Source organism: Clostridium sp. JNZ J1-5 (genome assembly GCF_053901425.1).
Genome location: NZ_CM132773.1, coordinates 1296150 through 1312114 on the forward strand (window position 1 = coordinate 1296150; position 15965 = coordinate 1312114).

General features: G+C 29.0%; 18 protein-coding genes. 1 reads left to right on the plus strand and 17 read right to left on the minus strand.

The annotated features are described in order from the left end of the window. The 17 genes from ACWW38_RS06130 to ACWW38_RS06210 form a co-directional block, all read right to left on the minus strand. Positions 1 to 816, minus strand: a complete 816-nt coding sequence (locus ACWW38_RS06130; RefSeq protein ID WP_456259919.1) for an amino acid ABC transporter substrate-binding protein — start codon at positions 814 to 816, stop codon at positions 1 to 3. Positions 817 to 952: 136 nt separating this feature from the next. Further along, the gene (locus ACWW38_RS06135; RefSeq protein WP_456259920.1) at positions 953 to 1741 is read right to left on the minus strand and encodes an EFR1 family ferrodoxin; all 789 of its coding nucleotides are present in this window, start codon (positions 1739 to 1741) and stop codon (positions 953 to 955) included. Positions 1742 to 1812: 71 nt separating this feature from the next. Next, on the minus strand, positions 1813 to 2151 hold the full coding sequence (locus ACWW38_RS06140) for an ArsR/SmtB family transcription factor (protein WP_456259921.1): 339 nt from the start codon (positions 2149 to 2151) through the stop codon (positions 1813 to 1815). An 82-nt stretch (positions 2152 to 2233) separates the two neighbouring features. Then, on the minus strand, positions 2234 to 2998 hold the full coding sequence (locus ACWW38_RS06145) for a MerR family transcriptional regulator (protein WP_456259922.1): 765 nt from the start codon (positions 2996 to 2998) through the stop codon (positions 2234 to 2236). A gap of 170 nt (positions 2999 to 3168) precedes the next feature. Then, positions 3169 to 3450 carry a DUF1905 domain-containing protein gene (locus tag ACWW38_RS06150; RefSeq protein ID WP_456259923.1) on the minus strand — a complete coding sequence of 94 codons (282 nt, stop codon included), beginning with the start codon at positions 3448 to 3450 and terminating at the stop codon, positions 3169 to 3171. 100 nt (positions 3451 to 3550) lie between these two features. Next, positions 3551 to 4096 carry a GNAT family N-acetyltransferase gene (locus ACWW38_RS06155; protein ID WP_456259924.1) on the minus strand — a complete coding sequence of 182 codons (546 nt, stop codon included), beginning with the start codon at positions 4094 to 4096 and terminating at the stop codon, positions 3551 to 3553. Positions 4097 to 4159: 63 nt separating this feature from the next. Then, positions 4160 to 6040, minus strand: a complete 1881-nt coding sequence (gene htpG / locus ACWW38_RS06160) for a molecular chaperone HtpG (protein ID WP_456259925.1) — start codon at positions 6038 to 6040, stop codon at positions 4160 to 4162. Between the two features lie 219 nt (positions 6041 to 6259). Further along, a complete protein-coding gene (locus ACWW38_RS06165) occupies positions 6260 to 6877 on the minus strand; it encodes a TerD family protein (RefSeq protein ID WP_456259926.1) in 618 nt (205 codons plus the stop codon). Between the two features lie 353 nt (positions 6878 to 7230). Next, a complete protein-coding gene (locus tag ACWW38_RS06170; RefSeq protein WP_456259927.1) occupies positions 7231 to 8178 on the minus strand; it encodes a transposase in 948 nt (315 codons plus the stop codon). Between the two features lie 102 nt (positions 8179 to 8280). Then, a complete protein-coding gene (locus ACWW38_RS06175; RefSeq protein ID WP_456259928.1) occupies positions 8281 to 9354 on the minus strand; it encodes a suppressor of fused domain protein in 1074 nt (357 codons plus the stop codon). A 63-nt stretch (positions 9355 to 9417) separates the two neighbouring features. Beyond that, on the minus strand, positions 9418 to 10323 hold the full coding sequence (locus tag ACWW38_RS06180) for a suppressor of fused domain protein (RefSeq protein WP_456259929.1): 906 nt from the start codon (positions 10321 to 10323) through the stop codon (positions 9418 to 9420). After that, positions 10289 to 10444: a hypothetical protein gene (locus ACWW38_RS06185; RefSeq protein WP_456259930.1), complete on the minus strand. Its 156-nt coding sequence runs from the start codon at positions 10442 to 10444 to the stop codon at positions 10289 to 10291. The genes ACWW38_RS06180 and ACWW38_RS06185 overlap by 35 nt, the downstream gene beginning before the upstream one ends. A gap of 196 nt (positions 10445 to 10640) precedes the next feature. Beyond that, positions 10641 to 11381, minus strand: a complete 741-nt coding sequence (locus tag ACWW38_RS06190; protein WP_456259931.1) for a suppressor of fused domain protein — start codon at positions 11379 to 11381, stop codon at positions 10641 to 10643. A 124-nt stretch (positions 11382 to 11505) separates the two neighbouring features. Next, complete coding sequence (locus ACWW38_RS06195) at positions 11506 to 11589, minus strand: DUF1963 domain-containing protein (protein WP_456260428.1); 84 nt, start codon at positions 11587 to 11589, stop codon at positions 11506 to 11508. Beyond that, positions 11582 to 11992 (minus strand): hypothetical protein, encoded by a 411-nt coding sequence (locus ACWW38_RS06200; protein WP_456259932.1) that lies wholly within the window; start codon positions 11990 to 11992, stop codon positions 11582 to 11584. The genes ACWW38_RS06195 and ACWW38_RS06200 overlap by 8 nt, the downstream gene beginning before the upstream one ends. 576 nt (positions 11993 to 12568) lie before the next feature. Then, the gene (locus tag ACWW38_RS06205) at positions 12569 to 13939 is read right to left on the minus strand and encodes a sensor histidine kinase (protein WP_456259933.1); all 1371 of its coding nucleotides are present in this window, start codon (positions 13937 to 13939) and stop codon (positions 12569 to 12571) included. Positions 13940 to 13947: 8 nt separating this feature from the next. Then, complete coding sequence (locus tag ACWW38_RS06210) at positions 13948 to 14655, minus strand: response regulator transcription factor (protein WP_456259934.1); 708 nt, start codon at positions 14653 to 14655, stop codon at positions 13948 to 13950. A 185-nt stretch (positions 14656 to 14840) separates the two neighbouring features. Between ACWW38_RS06210 and ACWW38_RS06215 the strand changes: the two genes are divergently transcribed. Then, on the plus strand, positions 14841 to 15869 hold the full coding sequence (locus ACWW38_RS06215) for an alpha/beta fold hydrolase (protein ID WP_456259935.1): 1029 nt from the start codon (positions 14841 to 14843) through the stop codon (positions 15867 to 15869). Positions 15870 to 15965: the final 96 nt, after the last annotated feature.

Below are 15965 nucleotides of genomic sequence, written 5' to 3' on the forward strand. Positions count from 1 at the left end.
TTATTTAAATAAGTCTTCTCCAAACCACTTTTCAGAAATCTTCTTAGCAGTACCATCTTGTTTCATATCTTCAAATGCCTTATTTATCTTCTCTAATAAAGCTTTATCTTCTTTTCTTACACCGACAGCATAAGCTTCACTACCAAAATCATCTTTTAATATTTTGAATTTTTCTTTACCTTTTTTGCTTATATAATATTTAGCTAAAATCTCATCAGCTACTACTGCGTCTATTCTCTTTGCCTCTAAATCCATTAAAGCATCATTGTTAGTTTCAAATGTATAAACTTTACCATCCTTAAAGCTTTTTAAAAGGTCAGCTTCCTTATTTATGGCATCCACAGCACTAGATTGATTCTGTGCCCCTACCTTTGCTCCTTTTAAATCAGATTTACTATTAATCTTAGAATCTGCAAGAGTTATTATAACTTGTCTATTATCTAAATATGGTTTAGTAAAGTTTACTTTTTCTTCTCTTTCTTTTGTTATACTATAACCATTCCATATTAGATCTATTTTTCCTGAGTTAAGTTCTGATTCCTTCATAGACCAATCAATAGGTTGGAAGGTTATTTCTTTTCCTATTTTTTTTGATACTTCTTTTGCAATATCTATATCGAAACCAACTATCTCTCCTTTATCGTCCTTAAAACCCATTGGAACGAAAGTATCGTCAAATCCAAGAACTAATTTTTCCTTTGATAGTGCATCTGATGATGCATTTTTCTGCTTGTTGCCGCACCCTGCAGCAGTTATTGCCATTACTGTGATAATCCCCATTACTACTATATTTTTTAATCTTTTTTTCATTTTCATATCCCCCGCTTTTTATAATCACTTACTATATTTATTACTTTAACATGCTAAATCGATAAAGTCAATATATTTTAATAAATTTATTAAATAAAATGCTTATCATTTGTTAAACTTTATTATAGCTCTGTGAATTTAACTAACTATAGCTCTTAGATTTCTGATTCATAATATCTTTCACAGTAATGTCTGGGTGGGTATATTGTGTTTTATCATTTGGAATTAACCTACCCATTGATATGGCTCTCTTTGGGCACCATTGAGCACAGGCAAAGCAATTCTCACAATTCTTTTCAATAAAGTACTTATCCTCCTGCTTATGTATATTAGAAACTGGGCATACCCTCTCACATATCCCACAATTTATACACTTTTCATAATCTATTGTTTTATTATTAATCTTATAAATTAAATTTAATCCTCTCTCTAATACTGTTTTCAAGGCATATTTTTTAATGCTTTTCTTAAAATTATCTGCATTTACAACTCTCTTATCTATTTCTAAAGATATTTTAGTTATATATTTACATTGGTCATTAATCATTTTATTCTTTTTTTCTTCATTAGTAGGAAAAGCAATACTATTATCAGGCAGAATGCATTTATAACCATATGATAACTTCAAGCCTTTGCTTTCCAATATCTCCTTTATACTGTACAGTGCTATACCATCTTCAGCACCGCAAGTAACTACTGCAAAAATATAATTGTTTTTTAAAAACTTGCATTTTTTTAAGAATTCTTTAACTATATTAGGAATATCCATACAATATACAGGAACAACTATCCCTATAACTTCATCTTTATACTGTTTTTCTTCACTCATAGCATCAACTATAGATATTAAATTAGCATTCAGCTTTTCTGCAATTCCTCTAGCCATACTCAATGAATTTCCTGTACCTGTAAAATAAAAAATTGTCGCCATAAAAATACCCCATTAATATGTTTACATGCACACAAATGCACATATGCTTTAAAAAAATAGACTTAAATAGTCTATAAATTACAATCATTCACCAACCTTCTAATTTTCTCAACTACAAACTCAAATTTTCCTAATAAATCTGATGCATTTAAATCATAAATGATTCTACGAGACTCCTTTTTCTTTTTAAGTATATTAAGCTTATACATTTGGTTTAAGTGCCTAGATATAACAGATCGATCCTGGGTGAAGTTTTCAGAAATAGTGCTAATATCACTTGGACCATTTATAGCTAAATACTTAATTAACTCACATCTAATTGGCTCTGACAACACTTTAAAAAGTTCATTATCAAATATTTCTTCAATATTATTTATACATTCTTTGTTGTTTATATTCTTATTATCCATAATAACTTAATTATACGTGCACGCAAGTGCACATGTCAATAGGGAGTTAGTTACTTTACTAACTCCCTAAATTATATTAGAATTATTTTCTCATTCCTGTATAGATTAAAACAGCATCTCTTAAAAATTTTGCTAGACCAGGTTGTTTTTTATCATAGTATGCTGTAAATCGTTCATCATCTACATACATTTGAGCAACACCTGCATGAGCTTCTTTAGAGTATCTATCCCAATAGCAGCTTAACCATTGTCGATGTAAATCAGCAGCTTTTTGTGCTAACTCACTTGCAGGATCTCCATTTGCAAAAGCCTTACTAAGTGTATTAATCACATCAACGCCTAGCTTTTCAGCTTGAGCATATTGTTCTTCATTCATGTCTTTGATTTTTTTATTTGACTTATCAACTTGTTCATCACCATATTTTGCTCTAATCTCTTCCCCATATTTTTTCTCATTATCATCAATCATCTTTTGCTTAAAACCTTCAAATTTTTCTTTATCACTCATTTTAATTCTCCCTTCCGTTGCAGCTATTGTTCTATCCACATTATCAATTAATATATCCAATTGTTTTCTTTTCTCAAGAAGCTTCTCACGATGTTCCTTCAGTGCAGCTGTGCTATCAAATATAGGTGAAGTTACTATCTTCTTTATATTTTCTAGACTTACACCTAATTCTCTATAGAAAAGTATTTGCTGCAAACTATCTACTTCCCCTTGGCCATAAATTCGATACCCTGAAGAATTTATTCTTGCCGGCTTAAGAATTCCAATTTCATCATAATATCGTAATGTCCTAGTGCTGATACCTGCTAGTTTACTTAGCTTTTGCACTGTATACTCCATGGTTTCACCTCCTGACAACATTACTATACACCTTTACGCAACGTCAATGTCAACTGATGTTTGAAAATATTTTTAGAAAACTTATAATATTAAAGAAATAAAAGACTATGAAAATAATAAAAAAGAAAGTAGGTAGATTTGTTTTTACACAAATCTATCTACTTTCCCATCTATTGTCCCTTTTTTGTTGTTCTTTCTACAATTGTAACCTTAATAACATCCCCTGCCTGCTTTCCAATTCTAGCTCGAATATCTTTTCTAATTCCAATAATATGGCATGGGGTTTTCATTTTAACTAAGCTCCCTTCATATGGCTCACCATCAAAAGTGGCTACAACCGGAACACGTCCTTTTCCAAATTCAGCTTTTACATCAAATGGTATTTCAACATATGCTCCATCAATATCAGGCACCTTCTTAATAATAGCTTCAAATTCATATATCTTACTCATATATTCACATCCATTCTTAATTATTTCTAAACCTCTTCTGATTCTTAAAAATATATTTTATATTATAACAAATCTAAGCATATTCATTTAATTTTATTTATCAACATTTATTTTCTAATCTATATACTATCATAGAATAAACCCTATTATTAAAATACCCTTCCTCATCAACTCTATCTATCTCATCAAAATTGCATCTTTTTAAAAGTTTAATTGATTTAGCATTGTTCTTTTCTGTATAGGCCTTTAATTCCTTTAAATTCACCACATTAAAACCATATTCAACTACTTTTAATAATGATTCTTTCATCAAACCTTTTCCTTGAAAATCCGGAATCATTCCATATCCTAATTCACCGCTTGCTTCTTCTTCATTAATATTCCATATAGAAATAGATCCAATAACTTTATTTAATTGCTTATGTTGAATTGCCCATATGATCCACTTATTTTCATCAATACCTTTATTCATTTTATCTATGTAAGCTTTAGTTTCATCCATGCTTTCTTCTATTTTTGTATCTGTATATTCGTTCATTTGTGGATTTCTTCTCATTTCGAATAAATCCTTAATATCATTATAATCCATTCTTCTTAATATTAAATTTTCTGTCTCAATACTAGAGAAAGGGGTAAAATTAATCATTTTAGCTACTTACTTTCTTATAAAAGCCACTTCCAAATTAGTATATTTGAAAGTGGCTTTATTTTATATCATTATTTTGCAAATATTATTTGTAAATTCTACAGGATCCTCAACAGGTAACCCTTCTATAAGTAGAGCTTGATTATATAGTAAGTTTGTATATAGTTTAAGTTTATCCTTATCTTCTTTATAAGCTTCTTTTATTGATTTGAAAACATCATGGTTTATGTTTATTTCTAAAACTTTATCTGCTTTTATGCTTTCACTATTAGGCATGGAATTTAGTATTTTTTCCATTTCAATTGAAAGTTCACCATCATTCGATAAACATACAGGATGGTTTTTTAACCTTTTTGATACTCTAACATCTTTAACTTTACCTGACAAAATGTTTTTCATATCCTCAAATAGTTCTTTATTCTCTTTATCATCTGAGCTAGAAGAATTTTCATTTTCTTCTGTTTCTATACCTAAATCACCACTTGATGCAGATTTAAATTCCTTATCTTTGTACATCATTAACATTCTTATAGCAAATTCATCTACATCGTCAGTGAAGTATAATATTTCATATCCCTTATCTAATATAACTTCTGTTTGTGGTAGTTTCTCGATTCTTTCAACTGATTCCCCAGCAGCATAATAAATATATTTTTGATCTTCAGGCATTCTAGAAATATACTCATCTAAAGTAACCATTTTCTTTTCTTTTGATGAATAGAACATCAACAAATCTTGTAAAACATCTTTATTACTTCCAAATTCACTATATATGCCATACTTTAATTGTCTGCCAAAAGATTCATAGAACTTTTCATATTTATCTCTTTCATTTTTAAGCATATTTTCTAACTCATTTTTTATTTTGGTTTTTATGTTCTTAGCAATAAGCTTAAGCTGTCTATCATGTTGTAATATCTCTCTAGATATGTTAAGGGATAAATCTTCTGAGTCCACTATACCTTTTACAAAACCAAAATAATCAGGTAATAACTCTGCACACTTATTCATAATTAGAACACCATTTGAATACAGCTCCAGACCTTTCTCATATTCCTTTGTGTAGAAGTCATATGGAGTTTTTTCTGGAATGAATAAAATTGCATTGTAGCTTATTGCACCATCAACACTAGTGTGAATATATTTTATTGGTTTATCAAATCCGTAGTGTTTTTCAGAATAAAATTTTTCATAATCCTCTTGTTTAAGTTCATTTTTATTCTTTTTCCATATAGGAACCATACTATTTACAGTCTGTTCCTCAGTATAATCTTCATACTCTTCCTTGCTTCCTTCTTTAAGTCTTGTGCTGGTTATATCCATTTTTATTGGGTATCTAATAAAATCAGAATATTTCTTGATGATAGATTTTAATTTATATTCTTCTAGATACTCATCAAAATTCTCATCTTCAGTATTTTCTTTTATTTTTAATATAACATCTGTACCATAGGAGTCTTTTTCACATGGTTCAATAGTATAGCCATCTATCCCTTTAGATTCCCATTTATAAGCTTCATCACTACCAAACGCTTTACTTATAACAGTAACAGTGTCCGCTACCATAAATGCAGAATAGAATCCTACACCAAATTGACCAATTATATCATATCCATCTTTTAATTCGTTTTCTTTTTTAAATTTTAAAGATCCACTCTTTGCAATAACACCAAGATTGTTATCAAGTTCTTCTTTTGTCATTCCAATACCAGTATCAGAAATTTTAAGTATTCTGTTCTTCTTATCAGGAATTACTTTAATATAGTAATTATCCTTATCAAAGTTTAAAGAACTATCCGTTAATGCCTTGTAATAAATCTTATCCACCGCATCACTAGCATTAGAAATTAATTCTCTTAAAAATATCTCCCTATGAGTATAAATTGAGTTAATCATTAAATCCAATAATCTCTTAGACTCTGCCTTAAATTCTTTTCTTTCCAAGTAAATCTCCCCTTTCAAAGCAAAACTACTATTATATAGTCATACATAATCATTAGCACTCTCTTTTAGTGAGTGCTAATTCTTAATTTTTATATACCACATTTTATATACTATGTCAATATGTTCTTAATTGAATGTTTACTCCTTTAGATTATATATTTTGTTTTTTCATCTTCAATCTGGAGCCGATCCTTGTCATAAAATTAGAATGCTAATAGATTATTTTCTTCCAGCTTTCCACTTCATTCCCCAATTAAAGTCTCTATCCATAGCTTCATGTCCATTATAATATTTAACAATCTTTTCAAAGCTGAAAGTTTCATCATTTTGATTTGTTAATAAAGCTATAGCACACATAATTTTCCCATTATCGTGCTCATCCATTTTAACTACTATGTCTTCACCATTAGAGCGTTTTAATGTAACCACTCCATCTGCTTGAGCCCAGTTTGGTATTCCTTCATATATAAAAGCGTAAACTAATATTCTCTTAATTTCTGCTACCTTATCTCCATTGATTCTTAGGTTTTCTCCCTCTGAATTAGCTCCAGTTCTATCATCACCATCAAGCTGTATATAAGGCTGACTACTAAGCGATCCAAAAGCATTACCTAAAGCTTGAACAGCACCCTTAGTTCCATTCTTTAATTCATATAAACATCCTAAATCTAAATCTATAGAATTGTTACCGCCGCCTAATAGCTTTGCAAAAAATCCTTTACTAGCTTGTTCAATTTTTTGATTCCAGTTAAGATTTACAGTTATCTGTCCTAAGCTCTTTCTTTCATCCTTAGTAAGTACTATCTTCTCTCCACGTTTTTTTAATTCTATTGTCATTCTTTTTACCTCCCATTCTTTTCTATATAAAATTCTACAAACATAAAATTCTACAAACAAGTGTAATATCCCTTTTAATCTTAGAGGAGAAAAAGGAAGAAGGGACGGTTAATTTTTTAGTTTTGTTTATTAAATATCTAAATTTATTCTTTCACCTTATAACTTCTCTCTATCTTATTGTTTATTTGACCACTTCATTAATTTTTTATGTTTATTATCTATATTATATCCTTTCTTTTCATGAAAGAGCTTGTACGTATTTATTTTAGGAACACAAATAAAATCTTTTATCAAATCTAAAATAAAAGATTCTTTCTAAGAAGATTAAAAATTTCTTTATATCTATTTAAAAATTAAGTACTAAGCCCTACCACCTTAGAGTTTCCATACTTTAAAATAAATTTTTCTATTATATTTTTATATCTTTCTTCTGTAGATATAATATCAACTCCAATAGAGCAAAGCTTCGATACTCTGGATTGAGTTATATTGCCTATAACTTTCCCTATATCTTTACATTTATAATTACAAAGACTTCTCATTATCAGTGTTGCTAAGGCTCTTATAATCTTAGCTTTTCTGTTATTTTTTACAAATACCATTGTTTTATTTATTCCTGTTTCTTCTGCTAAAAATTCTAATATTTCCTCTGCTCTAAAATTTCTTATTATTATTTTTCTTTCACTTCTATATTCTGTTTTTTCATCTTCAAATTCTAGTTCTTTTTTTATTTTTTTATCATCACATAGATATACTAATTTAGCGTATTTCTCTCTTGCTTTTTTTACATTTTTGCTAAAAATCTGCATTATAAATGCTTCATCTAACAATCCTGTTGTATCTTTTTCAAGGCCAAGATACACTTTTAAGCTTGAGTATTTATATTTTTCTGGACAATTTTCATATTCTCTTATACTTAATACATTATTGTGGATATAAGCAGATAATACAATCAAATATCTATCTGAATCCACTATTTTGCTTTTAAATCTATCTTGAAATAGATGCCCATGTCTTTTGTGCATCCGGTTAAATGTTATAGCGTATTTAAAATTTAAACAATGCATTATTTCTGATATGTCCGCTCCATTAGAATCTATTATAAAATGCCCATGATTATTCATTAAACAATAAGCATATACTTTGAATTTATAAATCTTTTGGTAGTATTTCATTTGCTTTAGATATTCATCCTTATCGCTACTATTATTGAAAAGTTTTACTTCACTTATACTTCTTATCATTACATGGTATATGGCATTATCAGCTTTTTTTCTTTCGGTTCTAGGCAATAAAAGCACCTCATTTCATGATTATTATTTGAATTATTGACATGAAATAAGGTGCTTATTCAACATTCTAAATTAGATAATAGGTTAACCGTCCCCAACTTTCCCTTGATTTTAACCAATAACCTGTACTACATTGCCTTTTTGATCTTTTATTTCTGTTTTCTCTATTTTAAATTTTATCTTTTTCATTGTGTTTAAAGTAAAACTTTTTTCCTTTGGAATTAATTCAGAAGCTATTTCAATTGCTGTTTCTTTACTTATCTTAAGCTCTAAATTATTTTCGTTAATTTTAACTTCTGGCTCTTTTGAATAATTAATAATTATATTGTTATTCTTCCCAATAAGATATAACTCTCTCTCCTTCAAAATACGGCCTTTTAAAACTTTTCCTATAGTTTCAGCTTGGTGCGCACCTATAGTGATTTCATACCTTTTCCCTGTAAGCAATCCTTTACTCTCTTTCCAAGAAAGCTTATCATTAAATAATGTTCCTGTATTTGATCCGTCTTTTTCAGTACCCTTTTCTATTAATGCTTTTATCTCTTCATTATTTAGTAAAGAATCTCTATTTAAATCAGTTATATATAGCGGCATATATTTAGAAAATACCTTTAAAACTTCAGTACTGTTCCAACACTTTATTACATCTTCCTCATCTACAGTTATACCTACTATTTGTAAAAACTCAACTCTTCCATTTTGTGTATCCATAGCTGGTAATTCTGGATCTTCTATAAAAGTTATAGACCCAATCAATGAATCTGTCCCAGCAGCAATTGGTCCATTAGCATTTAAATAGTGACCTGCTTCAAAATAATTTCCTGTTGAAAATACATATCTTGCAATGTTCTGAAGGAAATTCAACGCCCAATTTGGTGGTTCAGTATCTGAATCACCTTTTTTTAATCTAAAAGTAAGTTCAAATCCGTATCCACTATGCTCTGGGTCTTCCCATTCTTTTTCATAAAGCTCTGAAAATCCATATGTAACAAAATGCCAATGTGGAATAGGGTCCTTTCTTTCATAAACACTTATTCCTTGTAGAGGATCATTTCCTCCCAAGGAATATGGTATCACTGTTCCATAATGTTTAGGTTCTTGATTTTCATACATATTTTTTAAAGCATCATCAATTGCTTGCCATCCTATAGCTTGCACTTCTTCTGTTTTATCTTCTTTACACATAAAAATTCCTCCTTATAGGATTTTCTATAAATAAATTTTCCCAATCTTAATTCTTACGCTCTTTTAAATATTGAACTTATTTTTTCCACTAAAAATCCATAAACTTTCTATATCTTTTGAACAATTTTTTATCATTGATTCGCTGCCATTTTCTTCGGTATATCTCTTTTCTGCATTAGTTATTGGTACTATCCATAAAATATTAATTGGATCTTCTTTATATGCTGGATAATTTACAGTTGGTAAGTTATCACATATATTATTGCTCAATAACAGAATAAAAGGAAATTCTCCGGAATCTTGACATATCTGATTACAAGGTACAGTATGTCCATGTCCTAGCCATGTTAAGCACTTCCAAGGAAGTGTAGTTTGAGCGCTTATATAACTTAAAATGTCATTTTTATTTTTATTGAAAAGTTCGGTTTCTATCACAAAACCAAATTCAAACCGCCTATATTGCTTTGGGTCTTCATGATATAATTCAACCTTAGGTTGAGGTATTACTGAGACTCCCACAGTGAGTATATATGTTAAATTTCCTTTCTCGATTGTAACCATTGCCTTTGGAGGCCAATGCCCCCCATCAATAGCATAATACTTATCATACTTTCCAAGATTCTTTTCAATTTCTGTAAGATATGCTGTCTGAATTTCGCTCCACGAATCTTCATTCCAATTGTCCCAGAATTCTTTTGCTTTTTTTATTCTTTCAAATAAAACATTATCTGAAGAATTTCCTAGTGGCCATGCAAATTCAGATTCTTTAATGCAATCTCTTGAATATCCTGGACACTGTAAACTTGACCAACTTGGAATAACACATAAAATTTCTTCATTATATAATAATGCAGCCCCGTCTCCCTCCTCAAGCCAAACTATTTCAAGTTTAGATGAATCTAATCTTTCGGCACCATTTGAATGTGAACAATAATCAGACGGTAACATTGGTGCTTTGCCAGCCATCATAGTTTGGACATCTATTATCTTCCTCAACAATAGCTTGAATATTACAGTTGGGAGAATTGGACTCTATTAACACCTTTGGTTCTGTATCCTTTTTCTTATTAAATAAATCTCTAAATCCCACTTTTTATTCCTCCTCGGCTATTTATGAGGCGTTCATAAGCCTTATTTTTTCTTGAGAACCAACACACCATATTGATTATAAAAAAAGATGTTCTTCTTCAAAGTATGTGCAAGCTTCATGATTTAATATATAATATAGAGAATTAATATTCATCAAAATTTATTACTGATTTCGTTAAAAAATAAGTATCACTAAATTACTTGCATGCATTCTTTCTAGAAGAATCAATCCAATAGCCGTTTCCTTCAACTTCTGATAATTTATCAAATAATGCGTCCATTCCATTCTCTAATTTATAGTCCATTTCCTCTTTATATAAAGGAATAACGTTGTAAACATTTATTAATGTTCCATCCTTTGTATTAATTGAGCTTATTTCTTCATTTAATGCTGACAAAATAACTCCGTTTAATTCAGTATTATCAGCATACGGATCGTATTCCTCGGAATTTGGTATTGTATGTCCATAACCTAGCCAAGTATTATACTCATGCGGAAATCTTGCTAATTGTTTTAAAAGCCTTATTGGCCAATAATATCTTTCATCTTCAAAGTCTTCAGAACCAATCGGCCATGATTCAGGAAGAAACATCATAAGCTCTGCCCTCTTTAAATGTCCCCATTCCTTTTCAAGTTCAATTGGCAGAGTCATTGGTAAATCACTCATTCCAGTGGTATAAACAACTCTAAATGGTTCTTCATCAGTTGGCTCCATAAAGTAAATATCTATATGTACTATATCTGAAATAACTTCATGGAATACATTAGTAACCCTTCCTGGAAAAACCTTGTCAAAGTGATCAGTAATTTCTTCTGTGTACATCATATCTGCAACATTACCTAATCCTCGGCTTTCAGTATTCTCATAAGTGTATATGCTCGTTCCATCATTTGCTTTACCTCTATCATTTTTACCACCAAATATTTTCTTGAACATTTTCGTTTCCTCCTTTATATTTTTGACTTCATCTAATATTTCTAACTCTAATAATACATTATTTATTTTCTCTATTAGATATTTTTGTAACCCCATTATGATTATTTTCTCTTTATTTTTATACTTAGCAGCAATCCCAATTGTATAGAACTTTAGTAAAATCAAGTTTTTTTAAATCATCATGATTAATAACTACTTTGCTATCCATTAACCGCGAAACTTTCTATTTCTTTTTCATCAATAATCATTTCGATCCAATGATCTCCAACTGCTTCATCATGATTGAAACAAATTGTAGCTCCTTTCGCTTCTTCTGTAATATATATATCTACTTGAAATATAAATATTTCTTCTAAAGAAGCTTCGTCAAAATCAATGTCTCTAAACTCATTCATGTAACACTGCTTAAAAACATCATAAAAATTAGCAAGCCCACTTAAGTAATCGTTTACTATTTTTATCATAGTTATTGGTCTTTTAGCTGCATCTATATATATTTCCACTTCATTAACAGTTTGTCCTAAAATCTTAATATTTGAAGTTGTATAACATTTATATCTATCATCTGATTTTTCCAAGTCCAGCATTAAATCACTTGCTTTTAAATTCATATTTAAACTCTCCTATAAATCAAAATTGCTATTATAATTACTAAGATAACTTATTTTAAATTCATTTCTGCCATTTTAGCATATCTTCTTTTATATTTACTATTTTCGCTATTTTTTATAATTTCTTGAATTTATTTTTAAACTACTATTTATTGTTGCAACATTTTAGTGAATAATAGTTTAATGATATACTTAGATCACAGTACGAAGGAAAAAATATATAATTACAGAGATAATCCCAAAGATAATCAGTAATATTCTATTATTTTTATTTATAAATATTTCGATAAATAAAACTAATGCCAATAAAATCCACAGCTTTTCAAATAAAAACAACCCTAAAATTGTAAAAATTGAAAAAGGAAATATTGGCAGTACTAAAACCAAAGATATTATGAGAAGTATAATTATTGATATTACCCTTGTCTTAAGTTTGTAATATTTAATATAGGAAAATCCTATAAAACAGGAAAAAAGGCCCAAAACAATCCATTTAATAATAATTTGTAACTCCTCCTTGCTTTTATTAGTGATACTCTATATAGATTCATTTCACTGTTATAACATTTCTACACTCTAATCTACTTTTGGAATTTTAAGAATTACAGTTACTCCTTTGTCTTTTCTATTTTTAATTACAAGTTCTCCGTTATGTGCCTCTACAATACTTCTAACAATAATTAGCCCTAACCCATGCTTTTGATCTATTTGAGTATAAAAATAATCATCCTCATTTATTTTATCTACTTTATCCTGTAAAATACCAGAACCATCATCTGAAATCATTATAGAAGCATATATACTATCAGTAGTTATTTTAGGGACAGTTACTGTTATATTGCACCCTTCTTTATTATATTTAGCACTATTCGTTATTATATTAATTACAGCTCTCAAAATCAGGTTTTTGTTTCCCATTACAGCTATACTTTCATCTTCTATAATTATATCCGTGCTGCAATTTTGAAGAATTCCACTATTAATACAACTTGCCATTGCCTCTCTTGCAATATTGCTCAGCCTAACACTGGATAATGATAATGGCTGCATATTATATTGCAATGAAGTAGCAAGATTTAAATTTGCAATAAGTTCCCTGAGCCTTATAGAATTTTCAGTTATTATTTTTGCTTCTGAATGAACCTCTTCTGATAAAGTATCATCTTCTTCAATCATTGCAGAATATCCCAAAATCATGGACAGAGGCGTTCTAACGTCATGAGAAATTGCAGCTATCCAATTTTCAATAGCCTTATTACGAAGCTTAATTTTATTATTTTTATCTATAATAAGTTTTGATGTTTCATTTATGCTTTTAGCTAAATCTTTATATATACCCTTTTCCATTAAACACACCTTTTTTTCTCTCTTTAAATCAAAAACTCCTTTTATCAATTTCTCTAATGGTCTATTTAATATTCTGCTTAAGCATATTGACACTATAACTATAATGCCTACATTAAATAATATTATATATATAAAAGTCCTTGGTGCAGCATTTTTACTATTCGAGGGTATAAACCAATTATATTTGTCTATAGACTTCTTAGGATACCCCAATATAACTAAATTTTCTTTGCACTCCCACAAAAAAATTGGATAATCATTAATATATCCCTTAGCTGCTACTGCAATATCCTTAAGAGAATAATAATTTGGAATATCCTTACCTGTGTTGTTACTATAAATAACATGTCCATTTTTATCAATAAGCTGTACCCATATATTTTTGCTTTTTATCATTTTTGATGTTTCTAATGATAACGTATTACTATTTTCATTCATTTCTATTGCTATGTTTTTTACAGTTTTAATAGGTTCTTCAGTATAAGGGCTATAGCGTACAAAATATACAATCATTAAATAATTTAAAAGAATTACTACCAATGTTATTAAAACTATTGTACTTATATACCTTAGAATAAATTTCAACGATTTATTTTTCATATAGTCACCTACTTTTTCGTTATTAAGGTATATCCAAGCCCCTTAACAGTTACTAGCGATTTAGGATTAGACGGCTTGGCTTCTATTTTTTCACGAATATGTCTTATATGTACCATTAAAGTATTTTCATATCCATAGGAATTTTCTTGCCATGCACGTTCGCATAGTGTGTCTATTGTAACAATTTTATTTGCATTTTCATGCAGTGCATACAAAATTGCATGTTCTTTTGCAGTTAAATAGTATTTTTCATTATTTTTTACTACTTCAGCTTTACCTAAATCAACCACACAAGAATTAAGATATATAATAGGAGCTTCTCTTTCTATACTTTTAGCATATGTTCTTTTCAATATGGCATTTAACCGTAAAGTAAGTTCTTTTGGTAAAAATGGCTTAACTATATAATCATCAGCGCCAAGACCTAATCCTAAAATTCTATCCTCAGCTTCACCTCTTGCTGTAAGAAATACAACGGGGATTTCACAATGTTTCTTAAACTCGTTAAATAATGAAAATCCATCTCCATCACTAAGCATAACATCAAGTATTGCAATATCCGGCTTATTAGTTATTAATTTATCCATAGCTTCTTTGCAAGATAAAGCGGTATATATATTTAAAAATCCCTCTTTTTTTAATATGATTTCCACCATTTTTAATATTTCAGCTTCATCATCAACTAATAATATTTTTCTATGCTTCATTGAATACATAACTTATTTTTCCCCCTTTTATATTCAAATTATAGCATAGGAATACATAAATTGGCACTTATTGAAACTTAAAGTTATCTTAAGGTTATATATAGGTTCATTTAAGCTATATAGTATAAGCTATAGTCAAGCTAACAGCTTAATTGCTCATTTATTATTATGATAAAATAAGGATGGTGTATAAGATGAATAAGATACTAAAAAAGCTTTTAAAAGCTTTTAAGTTTATTACAATTGGTATCATTAGTTTACTTATAATTTTTATTTCTTTTTCTGTAATTAATAACAAAATACAATTAAAAAAAGAATCTAATATACTAAATCCTCCCGGCACTTTAGTAAAAGTTAATAATAAAAATTTACATGTATATGCAGAAGGTAAGGGAAACTTTACCTGTGTATTTATGGCTGGTTTAGGTAATGTTGCCCCTATAGTTGAAATGAAGGCATTATATAAAAACATGTCTGACCAGTATAGAATTGCAATTGTGGATAGAGCAGGTTATGGATTTAGTGATATTTCAGAGGACTCAAGAGATATTGATACAATTCTTGCCGAAACAAGAAAAGCCCTATCCCTAGCAGGAGAAAAGCCTCCATATGTATTATTCCCTCACTCAGTATCTGGATTAGAGGCAATATATTGGGCACAAAAATATCCAGAAGAAGTAAAAGCCATAATAGGTCTCGATATTAGTTATCCCGATGTTTACGTTGAAGCATTTTCTGATACAAAAGAAGCCTCTAAAATTAAATCTAGTTTCTCTATGATGAAGAAATACTCTTTTGTTACAAAATTGGGAATTCACAGATTAATACCTTCTATGTATCTTGAAGAACCTATTCTAAATAGTGATTTTTTATCTGAGGATGATAAAAATCTGTACAAAGCATTAACATATAAAAAATTATTAAATAAAGATATAATCAATGAAGGTATTTCCTTAGAAAAAAATTCAAAAAAATCTGTAGCTCTAGATTTACCAACTAAAACACCTCTTTGCGCTTTTATTGCAACCCCTTTAAGCGAAGAAGAAAAAAAGAGAAAGTCAGAAAGTCTTAATAAAAGGATTGAACTCTTCAATGAGTATATAGCAAAATTTGATACAGGAAAAATAATTTATATTCCTGGTAAACATTCTATATACTTGTATTCTCCTGAGAAAATAGCTAGAGAAAGTAAAGAATTTTTACGTTCTATTAATAGTAAATAAACTTAATATGGAAAAACTTCTATATCAAGCATTCAATCATTTAATTTAAATAATTGCTAAAAAATAATAAAACACAATGTTATAGATATGATTCTA

What these genes read in the sequence shown, in the direction of transcription:
- ACWW38_RS06200 (WP_456259932.1), bottom strand. Translation starts at nt 11,992, where the DNA reads ATGAATTTAAAAGCAAGTGATTTAATGCTGGACTTGGAAAAATCAGAT.
- ACWW38_RS06190 (WP_456259931.1), bottom strand. Translation starts at nt 11,381, where the DNA reads ATGTTCAAGAAAATATTTGGTGGTAAAAATGATAGAGGTAAAGCAAAT.
- ACWW38_RS06150 (WP_456259923.1), bottom strand. Translation starts at nt 3,450, where the DNA reads ATGAGTAAGATATATGAATTTGAAGCTATTATTAAGAAGGTGCCTGAT.
- ACWW38_RS06155 (WP_456259924.1), bottom strand. Translation starts at nt 4,096, where the DNA reads ATGATTAATTTTACCCCTTTCTCTAGTATTGAGACAGAAAATTTAATA.
- ACWW38_RS06145 (WP_456259922.1), bottom strand. Translation starts at nt 2,998, where the DNA reads ATGGAGTATACAGTGCAAAAGCTAAGTAAACTAGCAGGTATCAGCACT.
- ACWW38_RS06130 (WP_456259919.1), bottom strand. Translation starts at nt 816, where the DNA reads ATGAAAATGAAAAAAAGATTAAAAAATATAGTAGTAATGGGGATTATC.
- ACWW38_RS06175 (WP_456259928.1), bottom strand. Translation starts at nt 9,354, where the DNA reads ATGTGTAAAGAAGATAAAACAGAAGAAGTGCAAGCTATAGGATGGCAA.
- ACWW38_RS06205 (WP_456259933.1), bottom strand. Translation starts at nt 13,939, where the DNA reads ATGAAAAATAAATCGTTGAAATTTATTCTAAGGTATATAAGTACAATA.
- ACWW38_RS06140 (WP_456259921.1), bottom strand. Translation starts at nt 2,151, where the DNA reads ATGGATAATAAGAATATAAACAACAAAGAATGTATAAATAATATTGAA.
- ACWW38_RS06210 (WP_456259934.1), bottom strand. Translation starts at nt 14,655, where the DNA reads ATGTATTCAATGAAGCATAGAAAAATATTATTAGTTGATGATGAAGCT.
- ACWW38_RS06195 (WP_456260428.1), bottom strand. Translation starts at nt 11,589, where the DNA reads ATGGATAGCAAAGTAGTTATTAATCATGATGATTTAAAAAAACTTGAT.
- ACWW38_RS06215 (WP_456259935.1), top strand. Translation starts at nt 14,841, where the DNA reads ATGAATAAGATACTAAAAAAGCTTTTAAAAGCTTTTAAGTTTATTACA.
- ACWW38_RS06180 (WP_456259929.1), bottom strand. Translation starts at nt 10,323, where the DNA reads ATGATGGCTGGCAAAGCACCAATGTTACCGTCTGATTATTGTTCACAT.
- ACWW38_RS06135 (WP_456259920.1), bottom strand. Translation starts at nt 1,741, where the DNA reads ATGGCGACAATTTTTTATTTTACAGGTACAGGAAATTCATTGAGTATG.
- ACWW38_RS06165 (WP_456259926.1), bottom strand. Translation starts at nt 6,877, where the DNA reads ATGACAATAGAATTAAAAAAACGTGGAGAGAAGATAGTACTTACTAAG.